Here is a 17,743-nt window from a genome sequence, read left to right on the forward strand (position 1 = left end):
CAATGGAAAACAAATTACGCAGCCACGATTGGTTTGGCAGAAAAGACAAGGACGGTATTATTTACAGGAGCTGGATGAAGAACCGGGGCATGCCTAATGACATGTTTGATGGAAGGCCGGTGATCGGCATCTGCAATACGTTTAGTGAACTAACGCCCTGTAATGCTCATTTCCGTGAGCATGCAGAGATGGTAAAGCGGGGTGTACTGGAGGCGGGTGGGTTCCCGGTCGAGTTTCCGATCATGAGTTTGGGCGAAACGCTGCTGAAGCCTACGGCCATGTTGTTTCGCAACCTGGCCAGCATGGATGCAGAAGAAAGTATTCGCGGCAATCCTATCGATGGGGTAGTGTTGTTGACCGGCTGCGATAAAACCACTCCTTCCACAGTAATGGGTGCAGCGAGTGTTGGCTTGCCTACGATCGTGGTGCCCGGCGGCCCCATGTTGAACGGAAAGTACAAAGGGCAGGACATCGGCTCGGGCACTCATGTGTGGAAGTTTGATGAGGATATGAAGACCGGTAAAATGTCGCAGGAGGATTGCGAATATGCTGAGAGTTGCATGAGCCGCAGCATTGGTCATTGCATGACGATGGGCACTGCCAGCACGATGGCGTGTATGGTAGAATCGCTCGGTCTTACGCTCAGTGGCGCTGCTGCGATACCTGCTGCCGACAGCCGGAAGAAGCAGATGGCGCAACTCAGCGGCAGAAGGATCGTGGCGATGGTGAAGGAAAACCTTACTATCGACAAAGTGCTGACGCGTGAAGCTTTTGAGAATGCCATCAGGGTGAATGCCGCGGTAGGTGGGTCCAGCAACTTTATCATTCACCTCACGGCTATTGCGGGAAGGATAGGCGTCAAACTTGATCTCGAAGAGTTTGATACCATCGGTAGTAAGATACCGTTGTTGCTCAACCTTATGCCTTCCGGTAAATACCTGATGGAGGACTTCTTCTATGCAGGTGGTCTGCCGGTGATATTGAACGAATTGAAGGATCATTTGCATAAGAACGTAGTTACGGTAACCGGAAAGAACCATCACGAGAATATTAAAGGGCATACTGCTTGTTATAATGATCAGGTGATCGCGGCGATGGATACGCCTTTCATGCCGGAAGCGGGCTGTGTGGTGGTGAAGGGCAACCTGGCGCTGAATGGCGCTGTGATGAAACCTTCGGCTGCCACGCCTGCGCTGATGAAACATCGTGGCAGGGCGGTTGTGTTCGAGAGTATTGAAGATTATCATGCACGGATCGATACACCGGAGCTGGACATCGATGAGACCTGTGTGATGGTACTGAAGTATGTTGGGCCGGTTGGCTATCCAGGCATGCCTGAAGTAGGCAATATGGCGCTTCCGAAAAAACTATTGCAAAAGGGGGTCACTGACATGGTACGTATTTCCGATGGCAGGATGAGTGGTACCGCGTATGGAACGGTGGTACTGCATGTGTCGCCGGAAAGTGCCATCGGTGGCGCGCTGGCGCTGGTGGAAAACGGTGATATGATCGAGCTGGATGTGGAACAGCGTCGATTGCACCTCGATGTGAGTGATGAAGTGCTGGCAAAACGAAGGGCTGCATGGACGCCGCCTAAGCCGGCTGCCAATCGTGGATACGTGAGTCTTTACGTGAAACACGTGTTGGGGGCTGATAAGGGGGCTGATCTCGATTTCTTACAAGGTAGTTCTGGTTCTACGGTAACAAGAGATTCGCATTAGGTTGGTTGATAAGTTGAAAGGTTGACAAGTTGAAAAGGAAAGGTAATGAGCGGTATGAACTAAAAAACGTTATAATAAAGAAGTGAAGTTATATGAGGTTATATAAAACTAAAAATGGGGCAGTCATTGAAAAGAATGATAAGTATTATGCCGTCAATGAAAACTGGGAAACATTAGTGAACGATGATGAATTGTATGACAGGTTAAACAAGCTCACAAAAACATTGCCGGCCGGAGACAGCAGTCTGATCAATGGAATACTGCCGCCGGTAGGTAAGGAGCAGGAGTTGTGGGCCTGTGGTGTTACTTACCTGCGGAGCAAGATCGGCCGGCAGGAAGAAAGTAAGGCTGCAGGCGGTGCCGACTTCTATGGCAAAGTGTATGAGGCTGAAAGGCCGGAAGTGTTCTTTAAATCGACCGCTCACCGTATTGTTGGGTCTGGCGCATTTGTGCGCATCCGCAAAGACAGCACCTGGGATGTGCCTGAGCCCGAGTTGACCCTGGTCGTTACTTCTTCCGGTAAGATCGTTGGTTATACGGTTGGCAACGATATGAGCAGCCGCAGTATAGAAGGGGAGAACCCGTTGTATCTACCACAGGCAAAGACTTATGACGGCAGTGCGGCCGTAGGGCCTTGTGTATATGTGCCCAGCGCCCGCTTGAATGGTGATACCAATATCAATCTTGTTATTATGCGTAATAAGGAAGTGGTGTTCAAGGGGGATATATTATTGAATCAAATGAAAAGAACTCCCGAAGAGCTGGTATCCTTTGTTTACAGAGAATGCAGCTTTCCGCACGGTTGCCTGGTCATGACGGGGACAGGCATCGTGCCGGGACATGATTTTACTTTGCAAAGTGGTGATGAAATAGCTATTACGATTGATAATATCGGAACGCTTGTAAATACTGTTCAGTAGTGCTGTAACAAAAGGGCTTTGGCCCAAACGATTGCCCATGACCATCCTTATCATTGTTCTTGCCATTGCTTTGCAGATATTCTTATCGGCTAAGAAAGTCAGTCCGTTTATTTCTTTACTGGTAGTGGCTATATTGGCCGGCCTATTCCTCGGTATGAAGCCTGTTGCATTATTGGGTTCTATCGAAAAGGGGGTGGGCAGCACGTTGGGGGGATTGGCCCTGATCATTTGTCTTGGTGCCTTCCTGGGGAAAATACTCGAGGTGACAGGTGCCGCTGAACAAATTACTTCTACACTCATACGGGCATTTGGCATTAAGAATATCCAGTGGGCAGTATTGCTCACTGGTTTTTTAATTGGTATACCGCTGTACTATAATGCGGGTTTCGTGATCCTGGTGCCGTTGGTAGTGACACTAACGCGCAAGACGGGTTTACCGTTGCTGTATATCGTGATACCTATGGCGGCATCATTAAGTACTACGCATTGTTTTCTGCCGCCGCACCCCGGGCCAGTGGTACTCGTAAAAGCATTCAATGCCAATATGGGTAAGGTGCTGTTGTATGGGATTGTATTGGCCATTCCCGCGGTTATTGTCGCCGGTCCTTTGCTGGGCAGGGTGCTGAAAAACCTGACCACACCGGCGCAGGATGTGGCGCTGACTGCTGCTACGCGTGAGCACAAAATGTTGCCCTCTGTTGGGGCCAGTCTGTTGTTTGCGCTTATGCCGGTATGCCTCATTGCGCTGGCAGTAGTGGCCGGTCATGTACTGGAGAAGGAGAGTATCCTTGAAACGATATTGTTGTTCATCGGTGATAGTGTGATCGCTTTGCTGATCACGGTATTGCTTGCGATGTATTTCCTGGGCAGAGATGCTGGTATCAATATGACTGGTATGATGAAGTTGTTGACGGAGTCGATATCCGGCATTGCCATGATCTTGCTCATTATTACAGCCGGTGGCGTGTTCAAGCAAGTGCTGGTGGATAGCGGCACCGGTAGTTATATAGCTGGCTTCAGCAGTCAATGGAATATGCCGCCGTTGTTGTTTGCCTGGGTGATCACTGCTTTTCTGCGGGTGATGATCGGGTCGGCCACTGTGGCAGGCATCACCGCTGCCGGGGTCGTGGCGCCACTCATCGCAACAACCGGCGTATCGCCTGAACTTATGGTTCTGGCTGTTGGTGCAGGCAGCGTATTCGGCTCTCACATCAATGACTCGGGTTTCTGGATGTTTAAAGAATTCTTTCAACTGTCATTGCCACAAACTTTGCGTTCGTGGACAGTGATGGAGACAGTTATTTCCGTCATCGGCCTGGCAGGTGTGCTGGTGCTCGATGCGGTCTTATAAGCATCGCCTGAGATAGGGCGATGTTTGTACTAAAAAGGGTTGTTATATTTTCAGTTCGCCTTCGATCGAATCGTCGAGTGTTTTACCGGTAATAGCCCCGGCAATTACTTTGGCGAAGGCTACCATGTTACCATGTTTGGTATCCCAGTAATAGCCGCTGGCTGGTGACACTTTAATAACCGTGATGCGCGGATCGTCCTTGCCTTCGGTGAACCAGGTTTTCAATAGTGGTTTCCATAGTTTGTCAATCTTTGCTTTGTCGGTACTGATGGACGCTTTTCCATATAGGGACAGGAAATCGGAATGTTTGGAGCCCTGGAAGAATAACTGGACAGCGGCATCTTCCTGTATTTCTTTGTTCTTATGGCTATCGCTGGCACTCAGGAACCACATATTGCCTTGCTCATCGATCTCCTGTAGGGCCATGGGCCGTGTCTTTATCTCTACATCCTGTGAAATGCGTGTACAAAAGAAACAGGTTTCGGCTTTTTCGGCCAGTTCTTTTATTTTCTCAATGGCTGAAGAGCCTGCCAATGCTTCATGATTCTCTTCCGGCTGGTTTTTATTGATGCTGTCCATAGTATGTTTTAGCAGCAATGCTTAAAAAACGATGCCTGCTGTGTTTAAGGAAAATGCACTGGTTCCACTATTTAATTGAACCTGGGGAATTGGATACTAATTAAAGAAGTAGCAGGAAGGGGAAGTGTAGAAATAGTTAATTTTAAAACAATAGAAACGCATAATCATGAAAAAGCCGATCCTTGCCATTTTGCCGGTATTGCTCATTGCCGGTGCTTACACGCTATTAACTGCTGCTCGTGATAAAAAGGCTCCTGCTCCCATTATCAATGCTGCTGTTAAAAGCCGCATCGATGCCACGCTGAAAAGTTTTACCGATTCCGGTAAAACTGTTGCGGTGTCTGCACTCATCTTCGAAAAAGGAAAAGAAGTATACTTCAATGCGTTTGGCTATGCCGACCGGGAAGCGAACAAGGCTATGGACCGCAATACGCTCGTGCGTATCTTTTCCATGACCAAGCCCGTTACCGGTGTAGCCTTAATGACCTTGTATGAGAAGGGGGCTTTTCAACTGGATGAACCGCTGTCGAAATACCTGCCTGAGTTTACTGATATGAAGGTGTATAAGGGTGTAGATGCCAATGGTCAGGTGATCACAGAACCGGCAAAACGTCCTATCACTATTCGTGATATCACCCGTCATACGGCAGGTTTTGCGGGTACTGAAATTCCTGCGCTGGCAGCGCTTGTGAGACAAGCTGATGCTATGAATACTTCCAATACGCTTGCAGAAATGGCAAAAAGAATGGCCTCTCTGCCTTTGGCGTTTCATCCCGGTGATCAATGGGCGTATGGCCCATCGGTGGATGTGCAGGCTTATCTCGTTGAGAAGCTTTCGGGCAAGCCTTTCGATGTGTACCTGAAAGAAAATATATTCGATCCGCTCGGGATGGCTAATACGCGCTACCTGATACCGGAAAGTGACAGGAGCCGTTTCGCGGCGCTTTATAATCGCAGTGATGATGGTAAGCTGACAAGGGTGCCTGATGAGCAGGCTAATGCGATGAATACAAAACCGCAGGCCCTGAAGCCCGGTGGCTGGGGACTTACTTCAACGCTGGATGATTATTCGAAGTTTGCACAAATGCTGGCCAACAAGGGAAGCCTGGGAAAGACGCGCATATTAAAACCTGAGACTGTAAAGCTGATGTCTACCAGTCATTTGTCCGATACTATTACAAAACGCATGTGGCTACCCAGTAAGGGCAGGGTTGGCTTCGGTATCGACTTTGCCGTGCGTACGCAACCGCCTGCGAATAAGGAGGAGAACAACGGGATCGTGGGAGAGTTCTTCTGGGACGGTGCAGCCAGTACTATGTTTTGGGTTGATCCTGAAAATCAACTTGCTGCAGTATTGTTTACTCAACTGATACCTTTCGATAAAGTAAAACTGCACAAAAGTTTCCGGGATGCGGTGTACGGTGTGTATGACCCGCAAAAGAAGTAATGAAAGAGAAGAGTCTGGCCGCTTTGAGCGGCCTGACTGTCTTACTGATCTGTGCGTGCGCGTTCAGGTAGTTCGAGTGGAGCTACCTGTACCATACGGGCTTTGTCCTGGCCGGCAGGTTCGATCCGATCGGGGCCGATGGGAAAGCGGCTGTCGGCAAACCGGCTCGTTACACGGCCTGCAGCATCGGTGCTGTTGGCACGGTTGGCAATGATCTGATACGTGAATGGTGTGTTGCTGCGGCCCCCCTGCAGTTCGATCACGTCGAAACCGGCGGCTGACTTATTGGTAACATACACGCCTTTGCAATCTCCTTCGAGCTGAATGAATACTTTGAGTGGTTTAGATTCACTGACATGAATATTGCGTGCCAGCAGTGGATCGATCTTGATGTGAGCCCTTCCGTTTACCAGTTGTCCTGTGCCTACATCCTGGAACAATACTTCCGGCGCTTCGGTGCAATACATGATGCGGTTGCGGTTCTCTTCGTCTTTGACCATCGTTGACTTGACACCGGTGGATAAAATACCATAGTCAGTAGTTCCTGAGCGGCCTGCTATATAAGCGTAAGTGTTGGCGCCTGGCAGGAAATCGAAATAGCCGCCCCAAAAACCGGGGGTAAAGGGTGTGCCCGACAAAGCATATCCTATTACTCCAAAGTTTGCTCCCTGACCTAATACGCCTGCTCCAACGCCCGGATTGTTAAAGGTTGTCATATTATTTCCTAATCCGATCACGCCTATACCATTGGCATGGGCGCCAACGCCCATCACACCAGCAGTAGACTCAACATTTGTTTGCCCCCTTACTCCCGTACTGTTGAAAGACATGCCTGCAACACCAACGCCGTTAGAATGATTAACGCCATAAACGCCCGTGCCGGTTCCCAAATTTTGTCCTAACACACCCTGGCCAGTACCTGTGTTCTCTCCATAAATGCCGGCAGAAGGGGTGTTTCCGGTGTAGCCATTGATCGGGAAGTTATAGCTGTTTAAGGCCTGCGTTGCACCAGTACCATATACTGCTAATCCATCCTGCAGACTTCTGACGGTAGCACCGTTTATGATCACTTGTCCATTTTCCGTTACCTGCATCCTTAATAAGTTATTCGTGCGCATTTGCAGTGCTGCGAAGTTGGTGGTGCCTACAAACTGGTTGGCAGGGTTGGTGGCCGCATTGCCGTTTAGTTGCCAACCCGACAATTGTAAGGCTGTCCAGTTGGGAGTAGCAGGTGTTCCGTTGTTGTAATAAAATCCTGGCGTAGCATCTGTTTGATAGATCAGCAGGCCGGTAGCGGGCGTCGTAATGGCATTGCGCTGTGCCTGGGTGAGACGTGGTATCAATAATCCTTTGGTGTCACTTTGAACATCGAGCATGGCGCTGGCGTCGGGTTGATTGTTATTGGCTCCAATGGCAACGCCTTGTGCGAAAGTTGTTCCGGTAAAGGATAATAGTACAGACAGCAGGATCAGTTTTGTACACATACAAGTGGATTTAACGGCAGGCAAATAACTTCAAAGCCGTGATTAAGAACGGGGATTGTATGTGAACTACCATCCTTTGTATGTGAGGAACGATAAGTAAGCTGCCGGAGAATCAAGTGATTAACATATCAACTTATTTTTAATGCCGCTCTAATCTCCTTCTAATGTGTGGCTCTGTAATTTTGCGGAATGATCAACATGGTCCGTAAGTTGCGAGCATGGTTAAAGCATTTGTTCGATCGTATTGGTAATGAACGCCTGAAAAATTCCCTCCTGCAGGCTGTTCCTTTCTGGATCGCCTCTGTGATCACCGGCCTGGTGGCTGTATTGTATGCCGACTTGTTTGCCGGCGCTGAAAAAATAGCCGCCTGGGTTATACATCATCATGTGATGTGGTTTTTGTTCATTACTCCTGCATGTTTTATCGTTGCCTGGTATCTCGTAAAACGGTTTGCTCCTTTCGCCCGTGGCAGCGGCATTCCACAGGTAATAGCGGCAGTAGATCTCGCTACACCTAAGCACCATCATAAAGTGGACAGGTTATTGAGTGTGCGCATCATACTGGTAAAGATCGCCTCCAGCTTCATCATGGTCATGGGCGGAGGTATAGTTGGTAGAGAAGGTCCTACTATACAGATTGCAGGTTCTGTGTTCCGGCAGGTGAACAAATGGCTGCCTGCCTGGTGGCCGAAGATATCCAAGCGCAACATGATCATGACCGGCGCCGCTGCCGGGTTATCGGCGGCTTTTAATACTCCGCTCGGTGGGCTTGTTTTCGCTGTAGAAGAAATTGCTAAAACGCATATCAGTTATTTTAGAACGGCTTTGTTTACTGCTGTGATCATTGCCGGCCTTACAGCACAGGCGTTTCTGGGGCCTTATCTTTATCTCGGCTATCCTGATGTTAATCATCTTTCTCCCTATGTATTCTTTACTGTGGCGCTCGTGGCAGCCATAGCGGGCGTGGGTGGCAGTGGTATGGCCAAATTGATCCTTGCTGTAATGGCAAGGGTGAGGAAGTTCAATTCGGTCAGAAAATATGTCTTCTACATCGTTGTTTGCGGGCTGGCTGTTGCAGCTATGGGCATATGGCTCGATGAGCGGGCGTTTGGCTCCGGTAAAGAGATCATGACGCATACGTTGTTTACTGCTGATAAGCAATTGCCGTGGTATATGCCTTTCATGCGCATGGCTGGCTCGGTATTATCATTTACTACAGGCGGCGCCGGTGGCGTATTTGCTCCCGGGCTGGCAGCGGGCGCCAGTATAGGTTCTGTGGTAGGCGGGTGGCTGCATCTTGCGCCTGCCGATATGAATATTGTCATTCTCGCAGGTATGGTTGCTTTTTTAACGGGTGTCACGCGTACGCCGTTTACCTCTTTTATTCTCGTGTTGGAAATGACCGACAGGCACAATGTGATCTTTCACCTTATGCTGGCGGGTATGATCGCCAGCCTGGTATCGCTGCTGGTGGACCGTCATTCTCTTTATGACCGTCTCAAGACTATGTACGAGCAGGAGCTGTTGCGCGAGCAGCCGACGTCCATCTCTACCAACAGCCCCGGTCATTAAAATATTCTCCTTTTTAGCCCATAAGCTTCTCGCTCTGTCAATTATGTCGGGAAGTATTGTCAATTCATCGGGAATTACTGTCATCGGCCATAACCGGGATAATGTTACTTTTGGGGTGCATGAAATGGGTGTTCAACAACAAAACGACCGGGGGCATGCTTGTCATGTCTGTCAATGACGCTTCGTTGCATGGAGCAGGGATGGCTGATCGTCACCCCGAACCGATCAATACTATTGTGGTGAATAAATCGGCAAAAGGGCAGCGGGTGGTTATCGATGAAATTGCTTATACGATGCCTGGCCACACTTTGTTGCCTTTGGTCGCTAACCAGCATTTTATTTTCGAGAAGCCGGAGACATTGATCGCCTGGCACTTCAACCGAGATTTTTATTGTATTGTGGATCATGATGCAGAGGTAAGCTGTGTAGGGTTCCTGTTCTTTGGTATACACAATCCCATGTTCATCAAACTCGATGACAGCAACCTGAAAAAGATCGCTACTATCGAGCAATTGTTTTTAGAAGATATGCGCGAGAAGGACAGGATGCAGGGTGAAATGTTGCGTACGCTGCTCAAGCGGCTCATTATAAAGAGTACGCGTATGGCCAAGCAGCAGATGGATAATGCGCGGCAACTGACAGATGAGCGGTACGATCTCATCCGGCAGTTCAATCTTTTGGTGGAGATCAACTTCAGGCAACAGCACGAGGTAAATTTTTATGCTGATGCGTTGAATAAATCGCCCAAGACATTATCCAACTTGTTCCGCCTGAGCAATTACCCGTCTCCTTCGAGCATCATTCATGAGCGTATTATACGGGAAGCCAAACGGCATCTTTGTTACACTGATAAAACGGGCAAGGAAATTGGGTATGAGCTGGGCTTTGAAAGTGCGGCTCATTTCAGCCGGTTCTTCAAGCTAAAAACCGGTAGTAATCTTTCTGTATTCAGGGATACATTGGAGTAGACAAGGAGATTTATAGAATAATTCATTAACAACAATAAATACTAATTGATCATGAGGTTTTATAGATCGTTTCGACGCTGCCGGGTAATGGCGATGACTATGGCTTTGTTTGCAGGTGTAGGCTTACAACAAATAGTGGCTGCAGTGCCACCGGTCAAATGTGTTATTGCACCGGGTGATACTACTATCAATGTGTCGGGTGTACCATTAAAGCCGGAAGATATCAGTCCCCTGTTGGTTGGTGAAACTATACCTGCCATGACGCTGCCTGATGCGGCGGGCAAGCCAACAGACTTACAGGCGCTGATAGCGCAAAAGCCGACTATACTAATATTTTACCGGGGTGGGTGGTGTCCTTATTGCAACAAGCAGTTGGCCGGTCTGCAGCAGGTAGAAAAAGAGCTTAGTGATATGGGATATCAAATGATCGCTGTTAGTACTGACAGTCCTGAAAACCTGCAAAAAACGACGGATAAACAAAAGCTCTCGTATACTTTGTTGTCGGATGCTGACCTCGCATTGTCTAAAAAGGTAGGGATTGCTTTCAAGGCGCCAAAGAATTACGATTCATTTCTGCCCGGAGCTTCCGGAGGTAAGAATATTGATAAGTTATTGCCGGTGCCTTCTGTATTCATTCTTACCAGGAAGGGTAAGATCGCATTCGAATATATCAATCCGGATATGACTCAAAGGATCGGCGCGGGGTTATTGAAAGCAGCGGCTGAATCTCTTGTGAAAGAATTATAGTGTATTAGGATCTTAGTGTAGTAAAGGTGACTCCATTCGCAAAGGGGCACCTTTCTTCTTTTGTACTGTCTTGTGTTTTAGTGGTTACATGGTCGTATCGGTGAGCATTTTGTTGACGATGAGCCAGCGGCCGTTCATGTGGTGGAGGGAAAGGTATTCGTAGTAATTAAATTGGTACATTTTCACTTTTACTTCGGCAACGGCTATTGAATTGACTACCTTGATAGAGATGATCTCGCCTTTAAATGGCTGACCCAGGTCTTTGGGGCTTTGCCGGTTCTTAACGCCATCGAGGTATTGGTCGAGTGTTTTGAAATAGGGCACTCCTTTTACATCTCCAAAAACGAGGGCGCCGGGGTGATACACCTCATTGAGTGTGTGTAAATTGCCTTCATAGATCCCCTGAAAGTAATATTTTTCCAGTGCTTCTGAAATAGCAGCGGTGGCTGTAGATGTTGCTTGCTGTGTCATTGTGTTTGTTTTTGCAACACAAAGATGGGATGAGGCCGGGTGTGGATTGTGTGACCTGTATCACATTTCTATACAGCCAATTTTAACAAACTGTTCGAACAATCGCCATTGCCAATGATTAACTTGTACGCCTTACCATTCGTTGCTGTATGTATAAAATATTTACTATGGTCGTGGCTGTGCTGATGACTGTTGTTGTTTCTGCACAGGATATTTCATCACAACTGGATAAGGTGCTTTCGGCCCCGCGGAAGAAGCAGGCTTTTAATGGAACGGCGCTTGTAGTTCATCGGGGGAATATTTTATTGTATAAGGGATACGGGTATAAGCATATTATTGCCGGAACGCTTAATGATACTGCTTCCATTTACCGCATAGGTTCTCTCACGAAACCTTTTACTGCTACTGTTATACTCCGGCTGGCGGAAGAAAAGAAGTTGTCTTTGCAGGACCCACTCTCGAAATTTTTACCACAATACCCAAAGGGAGATATTATCACGGTAGAGCATTTGCTTACGCACAGTTCGGGCGTGAAGGAATACCTGCAGGTAAAGGCAATACAGGACCTGCCGGATGGATCACCGCCTGTTGATCGTGACAGGTTGATCGCTTATTTCAGTCATGAACCATTGACGATGCAGCCGGGCGCAAAGTTCTCTTACTCTAATTCCAATTATATATTACTGGCTGCTGTTGTGGAAAGGGTGACCGGCAACAATTTTGAACAGGAGGTGAGGCGTTTGTTCTTTGATCCGTTGGGTATGCAACATTCAGGGTACGATTTTAAACATGTTCGTAGCAGCAATAAGACTACCGGGCATTTGACGATGAAGGATAGTAGTATTGTTAAGACAGATTTCGATTCTTCGTGGGCGCCGGGATGCGGGGCCATGTATTCTACAGCTATGGATATTTACCGTTGGTATCGTGGGTTATATGATGGGAGGGTAATACAGGATAGTATGCGCGATCAGGCTTTTGTGCACAGAAACGGGGATTATGGTTACGGGTGGTTCAATGAGCAAAAGCAGGGACGTACCTGTATTTCCCATGCCGGCGGGGTGCCGGGGTTTCAAGCCAATTTACAATTCTATCCCAAGGATGATCTGTGTGTGATTATTCTTAGTAATTCTTCGGAGCGCGATATATTCCTCGATAGTGATCAGCTGGCGCAGGTGGTATTTCGTGCTACCAAAGCTGGACACTAAAATGTTTGCAGTCCTGTATTCAGCAGGATCATATAGATCAGCATAAACACAATGGTGAAAGAAAGGGAGATCGCAAAGTATTTGATGACTGCCTTGCTCATCTTTTTAAAGGGCGCCAGGAAAAGGAGGCATACTATAAAAGTAAGCAGGGCCACTGCGAAATTGAGCACTACCAGTACTGTTGTAAAGGCGACTGTAAAAACGGCTGGCTGAATGATGATGCCTGAAGGCAATCCATATAATGCTCCCATAATAAGACCGATGACCAATAGCCAACCTGCGTAGATGAATCCTTTCTTACTATGTTGCCAAAAGTAGTTCCATCCATAACGCGCGGGTTGGGGAAGTGGTTGAGTGATGGCAGCGGGAGGAGTATAATTAGTTGCGCGTTGTTTTTCTGCCTGCTTCTTGTCGCTGCGCCGTTGCTTTTTATAGCGTGGCCACCAGATGATGAAACCTGTAATTGCCAGTGCCAGTGGTATGAGCCCGGCGATCAACGCGAGTATCTGTGTGGGCCGGCCTCCAAAGCTACCATAGTGAATGGGCGTGAGCCAGCTTAAATAGGCGTTACCTACGTTGGGGAAATCTTTCTGGTTATTGAGTAATATTTTGCCGGTGTACTGATCAACAACAAGCATGGCCCGCTTGCCGCTCTTTGGCAGGCCAGGTACTTCGAGGTCGAGGCGGTAATTTCCGAGGGTGTCTTTGGGACCAGGAAGTGCAATGCCGGCAATCCTTCCTTCGGGCATCGCTTGTTTGGCAATGTCAGCGACCTTTATTAATGGTAAGGGAGTGGCTCCGGTTGTATAGTGCGATTTTGCGCCTAACAACTGTGCTACTCCTTGTGGTGATTTGCCGCTTAATATAAACAGCATCGGAATTACCAGCATGGAGAAGGTGATGCAAAAGCCTGTGAGGGATAGCAGTGCCACTACGGGGGAAGAATAGAAGCCCAGCACGTTGTGCCAGTCGTAGTTCTGCCGCTTAGCGCTCATTTTGAAGTTGACTGTCAGGACTGACTTTAGCTGCTTCCATTTTTGCGGTATCCACAAGCGTAATCCTGTGATCGTGAGGATGAGTAATATGAGTGAGGAAATGCCAACAATGTAACGTCCTGCCACCGGTATTAGTAAAGTGCGATGAATGCTCGTGACTATACTTATGAAAGAACTTGTATAAAGTCTTTTGCCCGCAATTTCTGCCGTATAAGGATTGATGAATATTTGTTGCTCTGCTGCTCCGTCGTACAGACTGTAGGTTAAATTGGGATTGTCTTCTTCTTCAAAGATGTAGGAGAATTGCAGGTCTGGGTATTTTTGCCTGATCAGTGGGACAATCTCTACCAGCGGAATCTTCTTTTCTTTAGCCAGTGTATGAAATAATTGGGGGTTCAGCGCTTCATCGATCTCATCCTGGAATACGAGGATGCTGCCTGTGGCGCCGACTACTGATACAATGATGCCGGCGAAAATGCCGAGGTATAAGTGCCATTTGCCCCACCACCTTGGCTGGTGCCTGGCCCAGCGCCATTTGCGTTTCTTCTTCTCTGGTTGTTGTGTAGTAACTGTAGCGGGAGTAGCGCTGGCCTCCGTATTGATCATGTGGTAGGGTTGAATTTGAGGCTGCGAATGTAACCGGGGGCTATCACATCGATTGTCTAATTCGGTAAAATCAGTTACGAGATACAGAATTAATGTGCCTCATAGACAAGAAGATCATTTTAAGCTTTAACGTCTGGCCGCCTGGAGCGGCCTGACTTGTAATAGAAAGGCCCCTGTAGAAACAGGGGCCCACAAAACGACTGCTTGCTTATGAAAAAACTTTGTTCATAGTTAGTGCCGGGTATTGTGCAACTGTTTTACGATGGTCCCGTCTTCACAATCCCGGTCTTAGTATCGTTATCCTTTGCCTTGCACATTTACATCATTATTGTCGATCTTTTTCCGTTCGCTCTGGCGGAGTTTGCCGCCAAATTCCCAGTTGATGGTGAGCTTAAATGCACGATTATAGAAACGGTTGTCGACGGTCGATATAAAGTCGGGTCGTTGCTTCTGATCTGTTTGTGCGATGTATTGTGTGAAGGGGTTAATGGCGGCCAGTGTGATGGTCAGTCTTGCCTTTTTGATCTCCTTCTTACCGGCAAAGCTGTAGTAGTATATGCGTCCCCCTGTTCCCAACAATGTGATGGCTCTTGTATTGTAATCTCCAAAGACCTGCAGGGAAAAGTTGCGGGGCAGTTTAAGGGTGCTGTTTATGTTGACATCGGTTCCCCATCCGGAGCGGAAAATGTCGAGGGCGCTGCTGCTGTAATCAAAGTAGTTGACATTGACGTTGCCATTCATGGACCAGTGTTCCGAAATATTGGATGTGGCGGAGAGGTTAAGTCCCCATTGCCGGTTGGCTGCGAGGTTTTGCTTGTTGGCAAATGAAATGCCTTCTGCGTTGGTTGACATGAAATCAACGATCGCATTATCTGTCTGTTTCCAGAAGATAGCTGCATTCATGAAGAATGTCTGGCCAGTATTCAGTCCATAGGATAGTTCTGCCTGGTGGGCGATCTCAGGCTGCAGGTTGGGATTGCCGGATTCGAGGTTCTTCGGGTCGCTGGCATCGACGTTGGGGTTGAGGTCCCAAATGTAGGGACGCGTGAGGCGCTTTGTATAGCTGAGGTTGAAGGAGTGGTGTTCGTCTAATTTTTTGGATAGGGTGGCTGTGGGAACAAAGTTGACGAACTGGTTGTCGATTCCCGTTCCTGCATGTGTAAAGCGTCCATCGATGTAGGTGGCTTCGATGCGTGCGCCGGATTCAATGTACCAGTTGTTAGGCAGGTTGATCTTCAGCATACCGTAGCCGGCCATTACATCCTGGCTATAACGGAAGTTGTCGGACCTGTCTGGTTGTGGTATCAACTGATACGGCTGTTGTGGATCGCTGGCTTTAACGTCGTAGCGATTGTTCACGTTGCGGAAGATGGCTTTGCCGCCAACTTCGAGGTTCAATGTTCCTTTGGCGTTCAGGGGATGGGCATAATCTACCTGGAATGTCCATTCCCGGTTCTTTGTTTTGCTATCGTTCCGTTCGCGGTATAGTAAGGCTTCGGAAGGTGATAGTTGCAGTGCATTGTATTTAGAGATGTCTCTTGATGGAGAACTTTGTAACAACAGGGTAAGTTGTTGCCCGGCTTTCTTTAGTTTTCTGTTGTAGCCGAGGTTAATATCTGCACCCAGGTATGCGCTGCTGCTGGTAATGTTTTGTCCGTATTGTTCTGTAAGCTGGCCGCCGGGTGCATATACTACACTTCTTACGCGGTTGTCATCGGGCCACCTGCCCAGCCAAGCGTTTACTCCAAGGCTCAATTCACTTACTTCATCAATGGTATAATCGATAGAGAGGTCGGCTGATCCGTGCGGGGCAGCGTTGTCTTCGTCCACTTGCTGTTGTAAACGGTTAATGGTGTTGCCTCCGGAGAAGGAGGTTCTGTCTGTAAGCGTGGCAGACTTGTTGCGCAGGCGATGTATGTGGCCTGCGAGGTTGATATTCCATTTGCCGGTGGCCATGGACAGTCGTGGGTTCAGCATTTGTTCGAGGTTGCTGATGCTGGTTTCCAGTGTGCCGCTCAGGTCTTTCTTTCCTTTTTTTGTGATGATGTTGATGACGCCGGCGGCGCCTTCTGCATCGTATTTGGCTGAGGGTGTGGTAATGATCTCTACTGATCTGATCATGGCAGCCGGCATCATGTTGAGTGCGTCGGCCGCGCTGCGGGCCATCTGTCCTGAGTATTTTCCATTGATGAGGATCTTCAGGTTGCTGCTGCCGCGCATGCTTACATTTCCTTGCGCATCTACGTTCAATACCGGTGCTTTGCGTAGGACATCGGCTGCTGTGCCGCCTTTGTTGGTGATGTCGTTGTCGGCATTGTAGACGAGCATGCCGGGCTTTTGTTCTACGAGTCTTTTGCGTGCGCTCACTACTACTGCCTGTAGTTCGTCGCTGCCCGCAGTGAGTAATATTTTATATATTGGCTGAATGGGTTGGTCCTGACTGATGGTAATGTGTATGCTTTTGGTGCGATAGCCTACCATACTTATGTCCAGCCGCCAGGCGCCGGGGCCGGATAGCTGGGTTTTGAAGGCGCCGCTTTCCAGTGAATAGGTGGAGGCGATATTGTTGCCGGCTGAATCGTAGAGGGTGATCGTGGCGTAAGCAATGGGTTTTCCGTTGATGGAATCCTGCACAGCGCCGTTTAATTGATATGCTGGTTTGTTGTCCTGCGCGTGGACTGTTGTTGTAAATGCTGTTACAATCGTTATAAATAATATGATGATACGAAATAGCCGGGCCTGCATGTCCAATCTCTTTTTGGTGGCGCAAAGGTTATGCGGATCAGGTGGGTTTAAGTCCCGTATTTGGAAAAAGTATTTATGAAATCAGAAATAATGTGTTGTATACAGTTTTATGTTGTAAGCAGCAGCTTCTCTAATTGTGGGCGGAGGCGTGCGGCTGTGATGTAGCCGATATTGAATATCTCGTCTGCTTTGCTGACGTCGAACATGTTGAACTGGTGGAGGTCGGGCTCAATATATAATGAGCATTGCTGCAGCCGGGCTTCTACTGAAGAGGAGATGGCCATGTGGAAACATTTTTCGAGGATGTTCCTTTTGCCTACCGGGTTGAGCATGGGTTGTGTCTGCTGGTGGAGCTTGTTTACATGGCTGCCAATGATGCGGTCGCAGAGGCCGACCAATGGTTCTACGGGCATATTGTTCATGAGTCCGCCATCTACCAGCAGGCTGTCGCCAATCTTTACCGGCGCAAAGATCACCGGCACCGAGGCGGAAGCTACTACCGGTTCATATAGCGGACCACTGGAAAATGTAATGGCCTTGCTGTGCGTGAAATCGGTGGCTGTAACAAAAAAGCGGGCGGCGAGGTCTTCGAAGCGTTCTTTGGGAATGTATTGTTGCAGGGTTCGCATGAGGGGCTGCATGGAGAAGAACCCATCTTTTTTCCAGAGCAGGTTGGTCCAGCCAAAGTAGCCGTTGTGTTTTAAAATCTTCAGGATGGCTTCAGGGGAATGACCGGCCAGGTAAAAAGCTCCGGCAATGGCGCCGGCGCTTACGCCTGATATGGCGTAGGGTTTTACTCCCATTTCATCGAGCAATTTCAGTAAACCGAGGTGGGCAAATCCTCTTACGCCACCTCCACTAAGTACCAGGCCGGTTTTCATCATAGAAAAAATAATCTACGGTATTCAACAATAACAAAGTTCCGAGGT

Annotated in this window: 14 protein-coding genes; 8 read left to right on the forward strand and 6 right to left on the reverse strand. The window is 48.3% G+C overall.

What is annotated here, in order from left to right; genetic code table 11:
• Positions 1–2 precede the first annotated feature (2 nt).
• From AC5JBY_RS15570 to AC5JBY_RS15580, 3 genes are all read left to right on the forward strand, one after another.
• A complete protein-coding gene (locus tag AC5JBY_RS15570) occupies positions 3–1,721 on the forward strand; it encodes an IlvD/Edd family dehydratase (protein ID WP_495905533.1) in 1,719 nt (572 codons plus the stop codon).
• A gap of 92 nt (positions 1,722–1,813) precedes the next feature.
• Positions 1,814–2,641 carry a fumarylacetoacetate hydrolase family protein gene (locus AC5JBY_RS15575; RefSeq protein ID WP_495905534.1) on the forward strand — a complete coding sequence of 276 codons (828 nt, stop codon included), beginning with the start codon at positions 1,814–1,816 and terminating at the stop codon, positions 2,639–2,641.
• Between the two features lie 37 nt (positions 2,642–2,678).
• Positions 2,679–3,992, forward strand: coding sequence for a gluconate:H+ symporter (locus AC5JBY_RS15580; protein ID WP_495905535.1), 1,314 nt, complete (start codon positions 2,679–2,681; stop codon positions 3,990–3,992).
• A gap of 42 nt (positions 3,993–4,034) precedes the next feature.
• On the opposite strand, the gene AC5JBY_RS15585 is transcribed toward AC5JBY_RS15580, so the two are convergent.
• Entirely contained in the window at positions 4,035–4,571 is a 537-nt protein-coding gene (locus tag AC5JBY_RS15585) for a pyridoxamine 5'-phosphate oxidase family protein (RefSeq protein WP_495905536.1), read from the reverse strand.
• Positions 4,572–4,737: 166 nt separating this feature from the next.
• On the opposite strand from AC5JBY_RS15585, the gene AC5JBY_RS15590 reads away from it, so the two are divergent.
• Positions 4,738–6,018 carry a serine hydrolase domain-containing protein gene (locus tag AC5JBY_RS15590; protein ID WP_495905537.1) on the forward strand — a complete coding sequence of 427 codons (1,281 nt, stop codon included), beginning with the start codon at positions 4,738–4,740 and terminating at the stop codon, positions 6,016–6,018.
• A 41-nt stretch (positions 6,019–6,059) separates the two neighbouring features.
• Here the strand turns inward: AC5JBY_RS15590 and AC5JBY_RS15595 are convergent, their stop codons facing one another.
• Entirely contained in the window at positions 6,060–7,502 is a 1,443-nt protein-coding gene (locus AC5JBY_RS15595) for a phage tail-like protein (protein ID WP_495905538.1), read from the reverse strand.
• Positions 7,503–7,691: 189 nt separating this feature from the next.
• Here AC5JBY_RS15595 and AC5JBY_RS15600 point away from each other — a divergent pair, with 189 nt between their 5' ends.
• The 3 genes from AC5JBY_RS15600 (at position 7,692) to AC5JBY_RS15610 (ending at position 10,789) form a co-directional block, all read left to right on the forward strand.
• The gene (locus AC5JBY_RS15600; protein ID WP_495905539.1) at positions 7,692–9,074 is read left to right on the forward strand and encodes a chloride channel protein; all 1,383 of its coding nucleotides are present in this window, start codon (positions 7,692–7,694) and stop codon (positions 9,072–9,074) included.
• 119 nt (positions 9,075–9,193) lie between these two features.
• Positions 9,194–10,042: a helix-turn-helix domain-containing protein gene (locus AC5JBY_RS15605; protein WP_495905540.1), complete on the forward strand. Its 849-nt coding sequence runs from the start codon at positions 9,194–9,196 to the stop codon at positions 10,040–10,042.
• Positions 10,043–10,093: 51 nt separating this feature from the next.
• Complete coding sequence (locus AC5JBY_RS15610) at positions 10,094–10,789, forward strand: peroxiredoxin-like family protein (RefSeq protein WP_495905541.1); 696 nt, start codon at positions 10,094–10,096, stop codon at positions 10,787–10,789.
• A gap of 84 nt (positions 10,790–10,873) precedes the next feature.
• On the opposite strand, the gene AC5JBY_RS15615 is transcribed toward AC5JBY_RS15610, so the two are convergent.
• A complete protein-coding gene (locus AC5JBY_RS15615) occupies positions 10,874–11,260 on the reverse strand; it encodes a nuclear transport factor 2 family protein (protein WP_495905542.1) in 387 nt (128 codons plus the stop codon).
• 149 nt (positions 11,261–11,409) lie between these two features.
• Here AC5JBY_RS15615 and AC5JBY_RS15620 point away from each other — a divergent pair, with 149 nt between their 5' ends.
• Positions 11,410–12,468, forward strand: a complete 1,059-nt coding sequence (locus tag AC5JBY_RS15620; RefSeq protein WP_495905543.1) for a serine hydrolase domain-containing protein — start codon at positions 11,410–11,412, stop codon at positions 12,466–12,468.
• Here AC5JBY_RS15620 and AC5JBY_RS15625 read toward each other — a convergent pair.
• The 3 genes from AC5JBY_RS15625 to AC5JBY_RS15635 all read right to left on the reverse strand — a co-directional run bounded on the left by AC5JBY_RS15625 (position 12,465) and on the right by AC5JBY_RS15635 (position 17,698).
• Complete coding sequence (locus tag AC5JBY_RS15625) at positions 12,465–14,069, reverse strand: PepSY-associated TM helix domain-containing protein (protein WP_495905544.1); 1,605 nt, start codon at positions 14,067–14,069, stop codon at positions 12,465–12,467. The two genes, AC5JBY_RS15620 and AC5JBY_RS15625, sit on opposite strands and share 4 nt — an antisense overlap.
• Positions 14,070–14,366: 297 nt before the next feature.
• Positions 14,367–16,814 (reverse strand): TonB-dependent receptor, encoded by a 2,448-nt coding sequence (locus tag AC5JBY_RS15630; RefSeq protein ID WP_495905545.1) that lies wholly within the window; start codon positions 16,812–16,814, stop codon positions 14,367–14,369.
• 107 nt (positions 16,815–16,921) lie between these two features.
• Positions 16,922–17,698, reverse strand: coding sequence for a patatin-like phospholipase family protein (locus tag AC5JBY_RS15635; RefSeq protein WP_495905546.1), 777 nt, complete (start codon positions 17,696–17,698; stop codon positions 16,922–16,924).
• Between the last annotated feature and the right edge of the window lie 45 nt (positions 17,699–17,743).

It is taken from the genome of Paraflavitalea sp., assembly GCF_059502485.1.